The sequence below is a fragment of the Mesorhizobium sp. M0140 genome (assembly GCF_040322475.1).
Taxonomy (GTDB): Bacteria; Pseudomonadota; Alphaproteobacteria; order Rhizobiales; family Rhizobiaceae; genus Mesorhizobium.
This window is the reverse complement of the sequence record NZ_JAMYTM010000006.1, coordinates 97,228-112,624: the sequence shown is the minus strand read 5'-3', so window position 1 is coordinate 112,624 and position 15,397 is coordinate 97,228. Positions and strand designations below refer to the sequence as shown.

General features: G+C 64.9%; 12 protein-coding genes and 1 pseudogene. 8 read left to right on the top strand and 5 right to left on the bottom strand.

Annotated features, from left to right (window positions below; translation table 11 throughout):
- The 8 genes from NKJ37_RS08540 (at position 1) to NKJ37_RS08505 (ending at position 10,775) form a co-directional block, all read left to right on the top strand.
- Complete coding sequence (locus NKJ37_RS08540) at positions 1–1,239, top strand: CmpA/NrtA family ABC transporter substrate-binding protein (RefSeq protein WP_031212563.1); 1,239 nt, start codon at positions 1–3, stop codon at positions 1,237–1,239.
- A 356-nt stretch (positions 1,240–1,595) separates the two neighbouring features.
- Complete coding sequence (locus tag NKJ37_RS08535) at positions 1,596–2,912, top strand: CmpA/NrtA family ABC transporter substrate-binding protein (protein WP_023809419.1); 1,317 nt, start codon at positions 1,596–1,598, stop codon at positions 2,910–2,912.
- A gap of 70 nt (positions 2,913–2,982) precedes the next feature.
- A complete protein-coding gene (gene ntrB / locus NKJ37_RS08530; RefSeq protein ID WP_023809418.1) occupies positions 2,983–3,873 on the top strand; it encodes a nitrate ABC transporter permease in 891 nt (296 codons plus the stop codon).
- 10 nt (positions 3,874–3,883) lie between these two features.
- The gene (locus tag NKJ37_RS08525) at positions 3,884–4,681 is read left to right on the top strand and encodes an ABC transporter ATP-binding protein (protein ID WP_023809417.1); all 798 of its coding nucleotides are present in this window, start codon (positions 3,884–3,886) and stop codon (positions 4,679–4,681) included.
- Between the two features lie 4 nt (positions 4,682–4,685).
- Positions 4,686–7,136, top strand: a complete 2,451-nt coding sequence (gene nirB / locus NKJ37_RS08520; protein WP_023809416.1) for a nitrite reductase large subunit NirB — start codon at positions 4,686–4,688, stop codon at positions 7,134–7,136.
- Positions 7,137–7,198: 62 nt separating this feature from the next.
- Positions 7,199–7,528 carry a nitrite reductase small subunit NirD gene (gene nirD, locus NKJ37_RS08515; RefSeq protein ID WP_023809415.1) on the top strand — a complete coding sequence of 110 codons (330 nt, stop codon included), beginning with the start codon at positions 7,199–7,201 and terminating at the stop codon, positions 7,526–7,528.
- 4 nt (positions 7,529–7,532) lie between these two features.
- Entirely contained in the window at positions 7,533–10,409 is a 2,877-nt protein-coding gene (locus tag NKJ37_RS08510) for a nitrate reductase (protein WP_023809414.1), read from the top strand.
- 99 nt (positions 10,410–10,508) lie between these two features.
- Entirely contained in the window at positions 10,509–10,775 is a 267-nt protein-coding gene (locus NKJ37_RS08505; RefSeq protein WP_023809413.1) for a BrnA antitoxin family protein, read from the top strand.
- 17 nt (positions 10,776–10,792) lie between these two features.
- On the opposite strand, the gene NKJ37_RS08500 is transcribed toward NKJ37_RS08505, so the two are convergent.
- The 5 genes and pseudogenes from NKJ37_RS08500 to NKJ37_RS08480 form a co-directional block, all read right to left on the bottom strand.
- Entirely contained in the window at positions 10,793–11,149 is a 357-nt protein-coding gene (locus tag NKJ37_RS08500) for a cupin domain-containing protein (protein WP_023809412.1), read from the bottom strand.
- Between the two features lie 9 nt (positions 11,150–11,158).
- Positions 11,159–12,546 (bottom strand): annotated as a pseudogene (locus NKJ37_RS08495) (NAD(P)/FAD-dependent oxidoreductase).
- A gap of 29 nt (positions 12,547–12,575) precedes the next feature.
- The gene (locus NKJ37_RS08490) at positions 12,576–13,685 is read right to left on the bottom strand and encodes an ABC transporter ATP-binding protein (RefSeq protein ID WP_023809410.1); all 1,110 of its coding nucleotides are present in this window, start codon (positions 13,683–13,685) and stop codon (positions 12,576–12,578) included.
- Between the two features lies 1 nt (position 13,686).
- Positions 13,687–14,475, bottom strand: a complete 789-nt coding sequence (locus tag NKJ37_RS08485; protein ID WP_023809409.1) for an ABC transporter permease — start codon at positions 14,473–14,475, stop codon at positions 13,687–13,689.
- Complete coding sequence (locus tag NKJ37_RS08480) at positions 14,472–15,380, bottom strand: ABC transporter permease (RefSeq protein ID WP_023809408.1); 909 nt, start codon at positions 15,378–15,380, stop codon at positions 14,472–14,474. The genes NKJ37_RS08485 and NKJ37_RS08480 overlap by 4 nt, the downstream gene beginning before the upstream one ends.
- Positions 15,381–15,397 lie beyond the last annotated feature (17 nt).

Below are 15,397 nucleotides of genomic sequence, written 5' to 3'. Positions count from 1 at the left end.
ATGGACGCCGCGCACCAGATCACCGCTGGCTTCATGCCGCTTTTCGACAGCGCCGTGCTGGTCGCGGCCGGTGAGCTTGGCTTTGCCGCACGAGAAGGCATCGACCTCACCCTGCACCGCGAGACGTCCTGGGCTAACATCCGCGACCGCATCGCCATCGGTCACTTCCATCTGGCGCATATGCTGGGACCGATGCCGCTCGCCTGCAATCTCGGGCTGACGCCGCTCGCTTCGGAAACCATCGTGCCGTTCTCGCTCGGACTCGGAGGCAATTGCGTCACCGTCTCCAACACTGTGTGGGCCGGAATGGTGGCGCACAGCGCCGAAGCCGATCTCGACCCCGCGCGCGCCGGTGCGGCGCTGCGCGCGCTCATTCGCGAGCGCGCTGCGGCCGGTGGCGACCCGCTGCGCTTCGCCGTGGTGCATCCGCATTCCGGGCACAATTACGAATTGCGCTATTGGCTCGCCGCCTGCGGCATCGATCCGACGCGCGAAATCGAGATCGTCATCGTGCCGCCGCCCTTCATGGCCGATGCACTGGCCGCCGGCCGCATCGACGGCTACTGCGTAGGCGAACCCTGGAACAGTGCTGCGGTTGCCGCCGGCACCGGGCATATCGTCACCGTCAAGGCGCGGATATGGCGTAACAGCCCGGAGAAGGTGATCGGCGTGCGCAAGGCCTGGGCAGACGAAAACCCCGAGGCCTTGGCGGCGCTGCTGCGCGCGCTGCATCACTCGGCACGCTGGTGCCAGGATCCGGCCAACCATGGCGAATTGGCTGCCGTCATGGCGCAGGCCGGCTTTCTCGGCCTGCCGCCGGCCGTGCAGATGCCGATCCTGACCGGCCATCTCCGACTGGGCGGCGGCGCGGAGCGGAGCATCGACGACTTCTTCCTCCCCTTCGACAAGGCGGCGAACTTTCCGTGGAAGAGCCATGCGCTGTGGTTCTACACGCAGATGGTGCGTTGGGGGCATGTGGCGCATACGCCTGAAAACCTCGCCATCGCGCGGGATTGCTATCGTCCCGATCTCTATCGTTCGGCGCTGAAGCCGCTCGGCATCGCACTTCCCGGCGCCAATTCGAAGGTCGAGGGCGCGCTCCAAGTTGCAACCGCGGTCGGCGCGACAGGCGCCGGCCTTGTGCTCGGTCCGGACGGTTTCTTCGACGGCCAGATCTTCGATCCGGACGAGGTCGACGCGTACATTACCGGCCAGAAATCGGCTCGCGCGGAAGCCTGATCATTTCCGCGTCATTCTTGTGCATTGCACAAAAATTGTGCGCGCGATTGCCCGAATGAGCAATCTTTGACCTTCCGGCCATAGGACCCGGCGCGTCCGCGATCGGCGCTGGTTACTGATTTAATTGATCTTTTTCGCCTCTCTCAAAACTGGCACGGTTCCTGCTTTAAAATAGACAGGCCCTTCGCGGGTCACGGAACAGGCGCCCAATGGCGGGCGCCACAGGCAAAGCTGCCGCTCAGGTTAATACGCGCTCCCGGTCACCCGGGCGCGAAGACCTGGCTGGCGGCTTTTTTGTTTTGATCAACACACAATCGACGACGCGGATCCCAAGCCGCGCCCAACCGGAGACGACGATGACGAAACGGATCAGGACTGGAACGACCCTCAAAGACATGACGCGCCGCGATTTTCTGGTCAGCAGTGCAATGACGGCCGGCCTGTTCGTGGCGGCCCGCAAGCTCTTCCCTTCCGGCGCCTATGCTGCGACCGCCACTCCGGAGGTCACCGGCGCCAAGCTCGGCTTCATTGCCCTCACCGATGCGGCACCGCTGATGATCGCCAAGGAGAAGGGGCTGTTCGCCAAGTTCGGCATGCCCGATGTCGAGGTGCTCAAGCAGGCCTCCTGGGGCGCGACGCGCGACAATCTGATGCTCGGCGGCGCCGCCAACGGCATCGACGGTGCCCATATTCTGACGCCGCTGCCTTACCTCATGCACACCGGCAAGGTGACACAGAACAACCAGCCGATGCCGATGGCGATCGTGGCGCGGCTCAACTACGACTGCCAAGGCATTTCGGTCGCCCAGGAATATGCCGGCACCGGCGTCGGCCTCGATGCCTCGAAGCTGAAAGACGCCTTTGCCGCCAAGAAGGCGGCCGGCAAGGAAATCAAGGCCGCCATGACCTTCCCGGGCGGCACCCATGATCTCTGGCTGCGCTACTGGCTGGCCGCCGGCGGCATCGATCCCGACAAGGACGTTTCGACCATCGTCGTGCCGCCGCCGCAGATGGTGGCCAACATGAAGGTTGGCAACATGGACGTGTTCTGCGTCGGCGAGCCGTGGAACGAGCAGCTCGTCCATCAGGGCGTCGGCTTCACCGCCGCCACGACGGGCGAATTGTGGAAGGGCCATCCGGAAAAGGCGCTCGGCCTGCGTGCCGAATTCATCGAGAAATACCCGAACGCCACCAAGGCGATCCTGATGGCCGTCATGGAAGCCCAGCAATGGTGCGAGGCCAGCGACAACAAGGACGAGATGGCCGCCATCATCGGCAAGCGGCAATGGATGAACGTGCCTGTCGCCGACATCATCGGCCGCCTCAAGGGCGACATCAACTACGGCAATGGCCGCGTCGCCAACGGCACCGATCTCTACATGAAGTTCTGGAAAGGTGGCGTCTCCTATCCGTTCAAGAGCCATGATGCGTGGTTCCTCGCCGAGAACATCCGCTGGGGCAAATTCGCGCCGACCACCGACATCAAGGCGCTGGTCGATCAGGTCAACCGCGAGGATCTGTGGCGCGAGGCGGCCAAGGATCTCGGCGTCGCGGCAGCCGACGTTCCGGCGTCGTCGTCGCGCGGCGTCGAGACCTTCTTCGACGGCAAGATCTTCGATCCGGCCAACCCGTCGGCCTATCTCGACAGCCTGAAGATCAAGGCATCGGCTTGAACCTCTGCGCAAACGGCGCATTGCGCCGTTTGTCGCTCGAATTATCTGCCCCACGGAGTTTTCCCCAGACATGTCGATCCAGACTATCGAGGACACCAAGGTGAAGGCCTTTCCTGCGAAGCCGGCGGAGGTCATCGCCTTCACCGCAAAGGCACGACGTCGCTTCGATCCGCTGGCGATTGCCGGCAAACTGGCGAGCGCGCTGCTACCGCCGATCGTAGTCATCGCCGTCATGCTGGTCGTCTGGCAGATCGCCTGTTCGTCGCCCACATCAAGCCTGCCGCCGCCGACCCAGGTGTGGAACGAGGCCTACGATTTGATCGCGCATCCGTTCTTCGACAATGGCCCGCAGGATATCGGCCTGGCATGGCGCGTGCTGATCTCGCTGCAGCGTGTCGCCATCGGTTTCGGCCTGGCGGCGGTGGTCGGCGTCGCGCTCGGCGCGCTGGTCGGCCAGTCGATCTGGGCGATGCGCGGCCTCGACCCGGTGTTCCAGATCCTGCGCACGGTGCCGCCGCTGGCCTGGCTGCCGCTGTCGCTGGCGGCGTTCCGCGATTCCAGCCCGTCGGCGATCTTCGTCATCTTCATCACGTCGATCTGGCCAATCATCATCAACACCGCCGTCGGCGTGCGCAACATCCCCGAGGATTACCGCAACGTCTCGCGCATCCTGCGGCTCAACCAGTTCGAATTCTTCGTCAAGATCATGGTACCGGCCGCCGCGCCCTACATCTTCACCGGCCTGAGGATCGGCATCGGCCTGTCCTGGCTCGCCATCGTCGCCGCCGAAATGCTGACCGGCGGCGTCGGCATCGGCTTCTTCATCTGGGACGCGTGGAACTCGTCGCGGCTGCCCGACATCATCGTGGCGCTCGCCTATATCGGCGTCACCGGCTTCTGCCTCGACCGTCTGGTCGCGGCGGTCGGCGCCTTCGTCACCCGCGGCACAACGGCAAAGTGAGGAGAGGGCGATGACGGCCTATCTGAAGCTCGACCATATCGACAAATCCTTCTCGCGTGGTGCCCAGGTCAGCGAGGTGTTGAAGGACATCAGGCTGACCATCGACAAGGGCGAATTCGTCTCCATCATCGGCCATTCCGGCTGCGGCAAGTCGACCCTGCTCAATCTGATCGCCGGGCTGACCAAGGTGTCCGCCGGCGCCGTGCTGCTCGAGGACAAAGAGGTCGACAGCCCCGGTCCCGAACGCGCCGTGGTGTTCCAGAACCACTCGCTGCTGCCGTGGCTGACCGTCTATGAAAACATCAACCTGGCGGTGTCGAAGGTTTTCGGTCGCTCGAAAAGCAAGGCCGAGCGGCATGACTGGATCATGCGCAATCTCGACCTCGTGCAGATGGCGCATGCCAAGGACAAGCGCCCGGCCGAGATATCGGGCGGCATGAAGCAGCGCGTCGGCATCGCCCGGGCGCTGGCCATGGAGCCGAAGATCCTGCTGCTCGACGAGCCGTTCGGCGCGCTCGACGCGCTGACGCGCGCGCATCTGCAGGACGCGGTGATGGACATCCATTCCAGGCTCGGCTCGACGACGATCATGATCACCCATGATGTCGACGAGGCGGTGCTGCTGTCCGACCGCATCGTCATGATGACCAATGGCCCGGCGGCAACCATCGGCGAAGTGCTTGCCGTGCCGCTGGCGCGGCCGCGCCGGCGCGTCGAACTCTCTTCCGACCGGACCTTCCTGCGCTGCCGCGAGGCGGTGCTGAAGTTCCTCTACGAACGCCACCGCTTCGTCGAAGCCGCGGAGTAGCACCATGAGCGAAAGACTTGTCATCATCGGCAATGGCATGGCCCCGGGGCGCATGCTGGAGCACCTGCTGGAACAGGCTCCGGGCCGCTACACCGTCACCATCTTCAACGCCGAGCCGCGCGTTAATTACGACCGCATCATGCTGTCGCCGGTGCTGTCGGGCGAGAAAGCCTATGAGGAGATCATCATCCACGGCGACGGCTGGTACATCGCCAACAACATCACCCTCTACAAGGGCCACAAGATCGTCGCCATCGACCGAGCGGCGAAGACCGTCACCTCCGATCATGGCGTCACCGAACCCTATGACAAGCTCGTCATCGCCACCGGCTCGGTGCCGTTCATCATTCCGGTGCCCGGCCATGACCTGCCGGGCGTGCTGACCTATCGCGATCTCGACGACGTGCAGGCGATGATGCTTGCCGCCCAGTCGCGGGCCAAGGCGGTGGTCATCGGCGGCGGCCTGCTCGGGCTGGAGGCGGCAGCAGGGCTGAACGCGCAAGGCATGGACGTCACCGTGCTGCATGTCATGCCGACGCTGATGGAGCGCCAGCTCGATCCCGCGGCCGGCTATCTCTTGCAGCGTGCGGTGGAACAGCGCGGCATCAAGGTCATCACCAAGGCCAACACACAGGCGATCACAGGCAACGGCAAGGTCGGGCAGGTGGAGCTCGCTGACGGCACCATTATCCCAGCAACGCTTGTGGTGATGGCCGTCGGCATCAGGCCGAATTCGGCGCTGGCGAAACAGGCCGGCATCGCCGTCAACAGGGGCATCGTCGTCGACGCCGGCATGCGCAGCAACGATCCCGACATCTACGCGCTCGGCGAATGTGCCGAGGTCAACGGCCAAGTCTACGGCCTCGTCGCACCGCTCTACGAGATGGCGCGCGTGACCGCCAGCCAGCTTGCCGGCGACGCGGCGGCGGCCTTCGTCCATATGGACACGCCGACCAAGCTCAAGGTCACCGGCATCGAGCTGTTCTCGCTCGGCGACTTCGCCGAGGGCGAGGATCGCCAGGAGATCGTGCTGCGCGACGCCGCCGCAGGCGTCTACAAGCGCCTGGTGCTGAAGGATGACCGCATCATCGGCACCGTGCTCTATGGCGAGACGGCTGACGGCGCCTGGTTCAACGACCTCAAGAAGAAGCAGACCGACATTTCCGAAATGCGCGACACGCTCATCTTCGGCCAGTCCTACCAGGGGGGTGCCCCGCTGGACCCTATGGCGGCCGTTGCAGCCTTGCCGGATGATGCGGAAATCTGCGGCTGCAACGGCGTTTGCAAGGGAAAGATCACCGGCGCGATCACGGCCAAGGGCCTGACCTCGCTTGACGACGTGCGCGCCCACACCAAGGCGTCGGCCTCCTGCGGCTCCTGCACCGGGCTGGTTGAAAAGCTGATGGTGCTGACCCTCGGCGACACGTACAACCCCGCCGCCGTGCAGCCGATGTGCTCCTGCACCACCCTCGGCCATGACGAGGTGCGCCGGCTGATCAAGGCCAAGAGCCTGAAGACCATTCCCGCCGTCATGCAGGAACTGGAATGGACGACCTCCTGCGGCTGCGCCAAATGCCGGCCGGCGCTCAACTACTACCTCGTCTGCGACTGGCCGGATGACTACGCCGACGATTACCAGTCGCGCTTCATCAACGAGCGCGTCCACGCCAACATCCAGAAGGATGGGACCTATTCGGTGGTGCCGCGCATGTGGGGTGGGGTGACCAATGCCGCCGAACTGCGCGCCATCGCCGACGTCGTCGACAAGTTCGAAATTCCGATGGTCAAGGTCACCGGCGGCCAGCGCATCGACATGCTCGGCATCCGCAAGGAGGACCTGCCGGCAGTGTGGGCCGATCTCGGTCAGGCCGGCTTCGTCTCCGGCCACGCCTATGCCAAGGGGTTGCGCACGGTGAAGACCTGCGTCGGCTCAGACTGGTGCCGGTTCGGCACGCAGGATTCTACGGGCTTCGGCGTCCGCATCGAAAAATTCATGTGGGGCTCGTGGACGCCGGCCAAGGTCAAGATGGCGGTGTCGGGCTGTCCGCGCAACTGCGCCGAGGCGACCTGCAAGGATGTCGGCGTGATCTGCGTCGACAGTGGTTATGAGATCCATTTTGCCGGGGCGGCCGGCCTCGACATCAAGGGCACCGAGGTGCTCGGCCTGGTCAGGACCGAGGACGAGGCGCTGGAGCATATCGTGGCGCTGACGCAGATGTATCGCGAGCAGGGCCGCTATCTCGAGCGCATCTACAAATGGGCCAAGCGCATCGGCATCCCCGAGATCAAGCGTCAGATCATGGACGATGGCGACAAGCGCAAGGCCTATTACGACCGTTTCGTCTTCAGCCAGAAATTCGCCCAGGTCGACCCGTGGTCGGAACGCGTTTCCGGCAAGGACAAGCACGAATTCCGGCCGATGGCCTCGGTCGGGTTTGCGCAGGCGGCGGAGTGAGCGTGTTCCCGAAAAGTGGAAACCGGTTTTCGGTCAAGAACACGCGCAAAGAGGAAATCTAGATGAACTGGGTAGCAATCGGCTCCATCTCCGACATCCCTCGCCGCGGCGCGCGCTGCGTCGCAACGCCCGAGGGAAAAATCGCCGTATTCCGCACCCTGGACGATCAGGTCTATGCCATCGACGACCATTGCCCGCACAGAGGCGGACCGCTCAGCCAGGGCATCGTGCACGGTGCGGCGGTGACCTGTCCCTTGCACAATTGGGTGATTTCGTTGGAGACGGGCAAGGCGCTCGGCGCCGACGAGGGCGCGGTGCGCACCATTCCGGTGCGGGTCGAAGGCGAGCGTCTGTTCATTGCGCTGGAAGCGCTGGCCAGCCGCGCGGCCTGAACCCATGGAGATCGACGAAGCGCGCGAGGTGAGGACCACCTGCCCCTATTGCGGGGTGGGCTGCGGCGTGCTGGCGAAGGCCACCGCGGACGGGCAGGTGTCCGTCCGCGGCGACCCCGACCACCCGGCCAATTTCGGCCGGCTCTGCTCCAAGGGCTCGGCACTCGCCGAGACCATCGACCTCGACGGCAGGCTGCTGCATCCGGAGGTCCACGGCCGCCGCGCCGGCTGGGACGAGGCGCTCGACCTTGTCGCCTCGACCTTCTCGCAAACCATCGCCGAGCATGGCCCGGATGCGGTCGCCTTCTATGTTTCGGGCCAGTTGCTGACCGAGGACTATTACGTCGCCAACAAGCTGATGAAGGGTTTTGTCGGCTCGGCCAACATCGACACCAATTCGCGCCTGTGCATGGCCTCCTCGGTCGCCGGCCACCGCCGCGCTTTCGGCTCCGACACCGTGCCGGGAACCTATGAGGATCTGGAATTGGCCGACCTGATCGTGCTGGTCGGCTCCAATCTCGCCTGGTGCCATCCGGTGCTCTACCAGCGCATCGCGGCTGCCCGGGAAAAGCGGCCGGAGATGAAGATCGTCCTGGTCGATCCGCGGCGCACCATGACCGCTGACATCGCCGACATGCATCTGGCGATCGCGCCGGATGGCGACGTCGCTTTGTTCACCGGGCTGCTCGCTTATCTCGGCCAGCACAATGCGCTCGACCGCGCCTACATCACGACGCACACGACCGGCTTCGGGCAAGCGCTTTTCGCGGCCTCCGCGCTCGACCTGGCCGGCGTCGCTGCCGGCACGGGCCTGAGCGAGGACGAGCTTGGCCGTTTCTACAGCCTGTTTGCGGCAACGGCGAAAACGGTGACGGTTTACAGCCAGGGTGTGAACCAGTCGTCATCCGGCACCGACAAGGTCAACGCCATCATCAACTGCCATCTCGCCACCGGCCGCATCGGCAAACCCGGAGCAGGGCCGTTTTCGGTGACCGGCCAGCCCAACGCCATGGGCGGCCGCGAGGTCGGCGGCATGGCCAACATGCTCGCCGCGCATATGGAAATCGAAAACCCCGACCATCGCGACCGCGTGCAGCGCTTCTGGAACGCGCCGGCCATTGCCGGAAAGCCCGGCCTGAAGGCAGTCGAGATGTTCCAGGCGCTGGCCGACGGGCGGATCAAGGCGCTGTGGATCATGGCCACCAACCCGGTCGATTCGATGCCGGACGCCGATGCCGTCGAGGCGGCGATCAAGGCGTGCCCGTTCGTGGTGGTGTCGGACGTGCTGGCCCAGACCGACACCGTCCGCCACGCCCATGTCCGGCTGCCCGCCGCCGCCTGGGGCGAGAAGGATGGCACCGTCACCAATTCAGAGCGCCGTGTGTCGCGCCAGCGCGCGTTTTTGCCCGTGCCCGGCGAGGCAAGGCCCGACTGGCGGATTGTCGCTGAGGTCGGCAAGCGGATGGGGTTTGGCGAGGCGTTTTCCTATGCGACGCCAGGGGAGGTGTTTGCCGAGCATGCCGCGCTGTCAGGATTCGAGAATGATGGCGCGCGGGATTTCGATATTGGTGCTTATGCCGGGGTTGATGCGGAGGAGTATGAGGCGCTGGAGCCGTTCCAATGGCCGGCGCCGAGCCCAGCCACCCCCCTCTGGCCTGCCGGCCATCTCCCCCGCAAGGGGGGAGATCGGCTGCCACCACGGCCTTCGCCAATTACAAACAATGCAGGAGATATGCGAGCATCAAAGCTGCCAATCTCCCTCCTTGCGGGGGAGATGTCCGGCAGGACAGAGGGGGGTGCTCAAGCTCGACATCAGTCGGACGAGCATCTTCGGGCCGGGCAGAGGCTGGAAGGTAACACCACCCGCTTCTTCGCCGACGGCAATTTCTACACGCCCGACCGCAAAGCGCGCTTCATCGCCATCCGCCCCACCACGGAAGTCCGCACCAGCCCGGACTATCCGCTGATCCTCAATACCGGCCGTATCCGCGACCATTGGCACACCATGACGCGAACCGGCAAAAGCCCGCGTTTGTCGCAGCACATCGCCGAGCCCTTCGTAGAAATCCACCCGGCGGATGCGCAGCGCTTCGGCATCGGCGACGCCGACATCGCGCGGGTTTCCAGCCCGCGCGGCGACGTGCTGGTGCGCGCGCTGGTGACGGCGCGCCAGCGCCAGGGCAGCCTGTTTGCGCCGATGCACTGGACCGATCAGTTTGCGGCAAGGGGCCGGCTCGACACGCTGACCGCGCCGCTGACCGATCCCATTTCCGGCCAGCCGGCGCTGAAACATGTCGCCGCCCGCATCGAGAAATTCGCCGCAAAGGCCTTTGGCTTTGCGGTGACGCGGCGCAGGCCTGAGCCTGATACCGCGGCCTACTGGGCCGTGGCCAAATGCAAGGGCGGCTGGCGGGTCGAGCTTGCCTTTGCCGAAGACGACATCGATTGGGCTGGCTTTGCCGGGTCACTGTTCGGCGTGTCACCGGGTGCGGAAATGCTCGCCTATCATGACCGCGACGCCGGCCAGCATCGCATCGCCGCCTTCGACGGCGATCAACTGTCAGCCGCCTTGTTCGTCGCACCCGGCCCGGTCGCCGTGTCGCGCGGCTGGGCGGCGGAACAGTTGAGTGCCGATCATGTCGACCGGCGCGGCAGGTTGGCGATCGTAGCCGGACGACCGGGCGGGATCGACGTCGACCGCGGCGCCATCGTCTGCTCCTGTTTCGGCGTCGGCGCCAACCAGATCGCGGAAGCGGTGCGCGGCGGCTGCGGCAGCGTTGCGGCGATCGGCACGGCCCTGCATGCCGGCACGAATTGCGGCTCCTGCCGCGCCGAGATCAGGGTCATCATCGACGCGCAGAGTCTTCAAGCAGCCGAGTGATTGTCCCGACCAAAGGGGCCTGCGCGACGGCGCTGGTTGGGCTATGGTGGCGCAAGCGTGCCACGTCGTGCACGAATCGTCTTCAGTCAGGGTCATCCGATGGCAAATCCCCCGCGTCGACCGACAAATCCGATGACGGCCGCCGAGGCGGCTTTCAAGCCGGTGAAGAAGCCGGCCGCGCCGGTTCGTGAGCCCTCCGCCGCTCCAGGCGTCAGGGAGCTTGTTTCGATCCGGATCGATCGCGCCGTGCTGGACCACTTCCAGGAGGATGGGCCGGGCTGGCAGGACCGCATCAACGACGCCTTGCGGCAGGCGATAGAAGGCAAGCCTGTTGTTGCCGAGGATGATCGTTCAGACGACGAGTAGCGGCTGTTCCAGTCAGCTCACGCCTCGAAGTGCAGGATATAGAGCTTGCGCGTCTTCTCGTGGATCGTCCATTCGCCTTTCCAGCCTTTCGGCAGCACCAGCATTTCGCCCGGACCGACGTCCTCGCTGCGGCCATCGGGACCATGCAGCGAGACCCGACCTGACACGATGTGGCAGGTTTCGGAATTGCTCTCGCGCGATGCGGTGAAGCGGCCCGGCGTGCACTCCCAGACGCCGACTTCCAGTGTGCCGTCAGGCGAGGTCCACAGCGTCTTCGCTGCTTCGAGCTGATCGCCGCTGATCGAGGTCGGCTTGGGCTCAGGCTCGCCGAGGTCGATGGAAGCGAGATGGGCGAAGGTCTGGAAGTCGGTCATGGCGGTCTCTCAATGTCCTGTGATGCGGTCGGCGATTGCGGCCAGTTTCGACGTATGCTGGAGGCCGGCTTCCTCGCGCTCGTCGGCGACGCGATAGAGCTGATACATCGAGTGGACGCCGAGCCAGCGCATCGGCTCGGGCTCCCATTTGCTCACCTGGCGGTTGACCCAGGGCAGGCGGGTCAGTTCGGTGTCGCGGCGCAGGATAAGGTCGCGCAGCGTGCGGCCCGAAAGGTTGGAACTTGAGACGCCGAGCCCGACATAGCCGCCGGCCCAGCCGATGCCGGTTTCAGGGTCGAGGCCTGATGTCGTGCACCAGTCGCGCGGCACGCCCAGAACGCCGCACCAGGCGTGGTCGATGCGAAGCCCGGCTGTCTGCGGCAGAAGCCGGGTGAGGATCGCGTGCAGGCTTTCGATCGTGGCCTGCTGCGTCTGGCCGCGCACATCCGTTTGCGAGCCGTAACGATAGGGCACGCCGCGCCCGCCCATGGTGATGCGGCCTTCCCGGGTGCGCTGCGCATAGCAATAGGCGTGCGCGGCGTCACCGAGAAGCTCATGGCCCTCCCAGCCGATCTCGTCCCATAGCGATTGCGGCAGCGGCTCGGTGATGATCTGCGCGCTGTTGAGCGGCAGCCAGAGCCGCTCATTGCCTGATATGCCGGCCGTGAACCCTTCCGTGGCGCGGATGATGATCGGCGCGCGCACGGTGCCGCGGTTCGTCGTGACCTTGCCCTTCTCGATGCCGGTCACGGTGGTCTGCTCGTAGATCGGCACGCCAAGCCGCTCGACGGCTTCGGAGAGCCCACGCACCAGCTTGGCCGGCTGCACGCGCGCGGTGCCGTGGTGGACATAGCCGCCAAGCACATTTTTGATGTTGATGCGGGCCTTGGCCTCTGCCTGGCCAATCAGGCTGACGCGGTCCTGCGGCACGCTCCAGCCGATCGCATCGGCATAGGCGGCCTTGATCCGTTCGAGCTGCGGCGGGTTGGTGGCGACCGTCAGATTGTCGACGCGGCGGATGTCGGCATCGATGCCTTCGGCCTCGGTCACCGCGATCACTTCGTCGACCGTGCCGTGCCATGCATGGCGGTTTCCATGTCGATGACGGCGCCGCGCGTCGAGGTCCGCAGATATTTCTCGCGCGACCAGCTGAAGCCGCCGGACAGCCAGCCGCCATTGCGGCCCGACGCGCCGAAGCCGGCGAACTCCCTTTCGACGATGGCGATGCGGATCGAAGGATCGGCCTTCTTCAGATAGTAAGCTGTCCACAAGCCGGTGTAGCCGGCGCCGACGATGCAGACATCGGCTTCGAGGTCACCCGGGAGCGGCGCGCGATAGGCCGGCAGCCCGATGTCGGCATACCAGAACGAGACGTTGCCGTTGACTTTGGCGTCCATGTCTAAAAATCCTGCGGGGAAAAGAGCGATCAGGTCATCGTCATGTCGGCGCGATCGTCGTCGGCAAGAAGTTTTGCATCGACTACCGACCAGCGCAGATCGACCGTGTCACCAATCGAGAACGGTGTGGCTTCCAGCGACGAGCGCACGATGGCGACCGAGCCATCGCGAAGCGTCACCTGGTATTTCGAACCCGACCCCAGATAGATCGCCTCGCTGACCTCACCGGTGAGGCTGTTCTGCCCGGCGGCGGGAGGCGTGTTGGTGCCGGCAAGCGAGAGCTTTTCCGGCCGCAGCAGGACCACCGGTTTGCCTCCGCCGGCAAGCTTGCCGTTGGCCACGATCTTCTGGCCGGCGATCGTCAGGCTGGTCTCGTTTCCTGACGTCTGGGCGGTGCCACGCAAACTGGTCGATTCGCCGATGAACTTGGCCACGAACAAGGTCGTCGGCTCGTCATAGAGCTGGCGGCCGGTTCCGACCTGTTCGATGCGCCCCTGGTTGAACACGGCGATGCGGTCGGACAGAACCAGCGCTTCTTCCTGGTCGTGCGTCACATAGACGAAGGTGGTGCCGAGTTCGCGGTGGATGCGCTTGATCTCCAGCTGCAGCCATTCGCGCAGTTTCTTGTCGAGCGCGCCGAGCGGTTCGTCCATCAACAGCAGCGGCGGATCGAAGACGATGGCGCGCGCCAGCGCCACGCGCTGCTGCTGGCCGCCGGAAAGCTCTGAGGGATAGCGATGCGCGAAATCGGCCATCTTGACCATGTCCAGCGCTCGCACGACGAGACGGTCGCGCGCCTGCTTGTCCATGCCGCGCAAGGTGAGGGGATAGGCGACGTTCTTGCCGACGGTCATGTGCGGAAACAGCGCGTAGTGCTGGAACACGACGCCGATGTTGCGCTTGTGCGCCGGCAGGGCGACGATGCTGTTGCCGCCGACGGCAAGATCGCCTGCGGTGAGGTCGGTGAAGCCCGCAACGACGTTGAGCGTGGTCGTCTTGCCCGAGCCGCTAGGCCCCAGCAGCGTCATGAACTCGCCGGGCTCGATATGCAGGCTGACATCGTCGAGCGCGGTGAAATTGCCGTAGCGCTTGGTTGCGCCCTTGATGTCGATGGCCGCGCCACGTTCCCTCGCAGTCATCTCAACTCCTCGTCGATTTCGAGCTGATGATCAGCCCGGCGCTGATGATCAGCGTCGTGGCAATGAAGATGATGGTTCCGACGGCCGTCACCGTCGGGTCGGCGTCGCGGGTGATGCTGGTGAAGATCTGCACCGGCAAGGTCTTGAGGTAGGGACTGGTGATGAACAGCGCGACGATGATTTCATCGAAGGAGGTGACGAAGGCAAACAAAAGCCCGGACAGGATACCGGGCGCGATCAGCGGCAAGGTCACGGTGCGGAATGTGGTGAAGCGGTTGGCGCCGAGGCTGGCCGCCGCCGTTTCCAGCCGCACGTCGAAGACTTCGAGGCTTGCCGATACGGCGATGATGACGAAGGGGATCGCCAGCATCGTGTGCGCGATGACGAAGCCGGTGGTGGTGCCGACAAGCTGGTAGTCGAGGTAAACGGCATAGATGCCGATCGCCAGCACCACGCCGGGCACGATCATCGGCGTGATCAGGATGGCGCGCAGCAGGCCGGCGCCGGAATGTTTCATGCGGCTGAGGCCAAGCGACGCCAGCGTGCCGATCAGCGTGGCGGCAACGGCGACGAGGCCCGCGACCCTGAGCGAATTGAAGAAGCTCGACAGCCAATCGGGATTGGTGAAGAAATTCGCGTACCACTGCCAGGAGAAGCCGGACGGCGGGAAAGCGAGCGACTTCTTCTCGTTGAACGACATCGGGATGATGACCAGCGTCGGCATCACCAGCCAGACGGCGACCAGCAGGCAGAACAGGCCGAGCAGAATGCGGAACGGCGTTTGTCTCATGATCTGGACGCCTGCTTGTGGCGCTGGCGCATCAGCGGTGCGGCGAGCGCCAGCAGCACGAAGGTCGCGACCAGCAGGACGACGCCCATGGCGCCGCCTCGGCCCCAGTTGAGCAGGCTGAGCACCTGGCTCTGCACCAGCGTCGACAGCATGGTGCTGCGCGGGCCGCCGAGCAGGGCCGGCGTGATGTAGAAGCCGAGCGACAGGATGAAGACGATGATGGCGCCGGCGAAGACGCCGGGCAGCGACAACGGCAGATAGATTTCCAGGAAGGCGCGTGCCGGGCGCGCACCAAGGCTGCGCGCCGCCTGCACGAGGCGCAAATCGATGCCGCGCATGACCGAATAGAGCGGCAGGATCATGAACGGCAGCAACACCTGCGCCATGCCGATGACGACTCCGGTCTGCGTGCGGATCAGCTTCACGCCGTCAAAGCCGAGCAGCCTGATCACCGAATTGATGATGCCGGAATCTTGCAGCAGGATGACCCAGGCCAAGGTGCGCACCACGCCGCTGACCCAGAACGGCACCAAAACGCACAAGATGAGGACGAGTCGCAGGCGCGGCTCGACGGCCGTCATGAGATAGGCGTAGGGGTAGGCCGCGATGACGCAGACGATGGTGACCCAGGCGGCGATGGAAAAGGTGCGCCACAGGACGGTGACGTTCACCGGCGTGGAGAAGAACCAGACGTAGTTCTGCAGGCCCCAGGCCGGGTCCGAAAAACTGCGCAGCGTGACGGTCAGCAAGGGATAGCCCATAGCCGCGATAAGCAGGAGCAGGGCCGGCATCGCCAGCAGGGACGGATAGGCGGCAAGGCGCAGGCGCCGCTGCGGCCCCTGCACGGCACCTGACGGCCGGGAATGATCACCCCCGGCCGTCGGCGTATGCGATGTCTGGCTCACGCCGTCACCTCAGTGAT

Coding starts and splice junctions, on each gene's coding strand:
- NKJ37_RS08540 (WP_031212563.1), top strand. CDS start 1: ATGGACGCCGCGCACCAGATCACCGCTGGCTTCATGCCGCTTTTCGAC.
- NKJ37_RS08535 (WP_023809419.1), top strand. CDS start 1,596: ATGACGAAACGGATCAGGACTGGAACGACCCTCAAAGACATGACGCGC.
- ntrB (WP_023809418.1), top strand. CDS start 2,983: ATGTCGATCCAGACTATCGAGGACACCAAGGTGAAGGCCTTTCCTGCG.
- NKJ37_RS08525 (WP_023809417.1), top strand. CDS start 3,884: ATGACGGCCTATCTGAAGCTCGACCATATCGACAAATCCTTCTCGCGT.
- nirB (WP_023809416.1), top strand. CDS start 4,686: ATGAGCGAAAGACTTGTCATCATCGGCAATGGCATGGCCCCGGGGCGC.
- nirD (WP_023809415.1), top strand. CDS start 7,199: ATGAACTGGGTAGCAATCGGCTCCATCTCCGACATCCCTCGCCGCGGC.
- NKJ37_RS08510 (WP_023809414.1), top strand. CDS start 7,533: ATGGAGATCGACGAAGCGCGCGAGGTGAGGACCACCTGCCCCTATTGC.
- NKJ37_RS08505 (WP_023809413.1), top strand. CDS start 10,509: ATGGCAAATCCCCCGCGTCGACCGACAAATCCGATGACGGCCGCCGAG.
- NKJ37_RS08500 (WP_023809412.1), bottom strand. CDS start 11,149: ATGACCGACTTCCAGACCTTCGCCCATCTCGCTTCCATCGACCTCGGC.
- NKJ37_RS08490 (WP_023809410.1), bottom strand. CDS start 13,685: ATGACTGCGAGGGAACGTGGCGCGGCCATCGACATCAAGGGCGCAACC.
- NKJ37_RS08485 (WP_023809409.1), bottom strand. CDS start 14,475: ATGAGACAAACGCCGTTCCGCATTCTGCTCGGCCTGTTCTGCCTGCTG.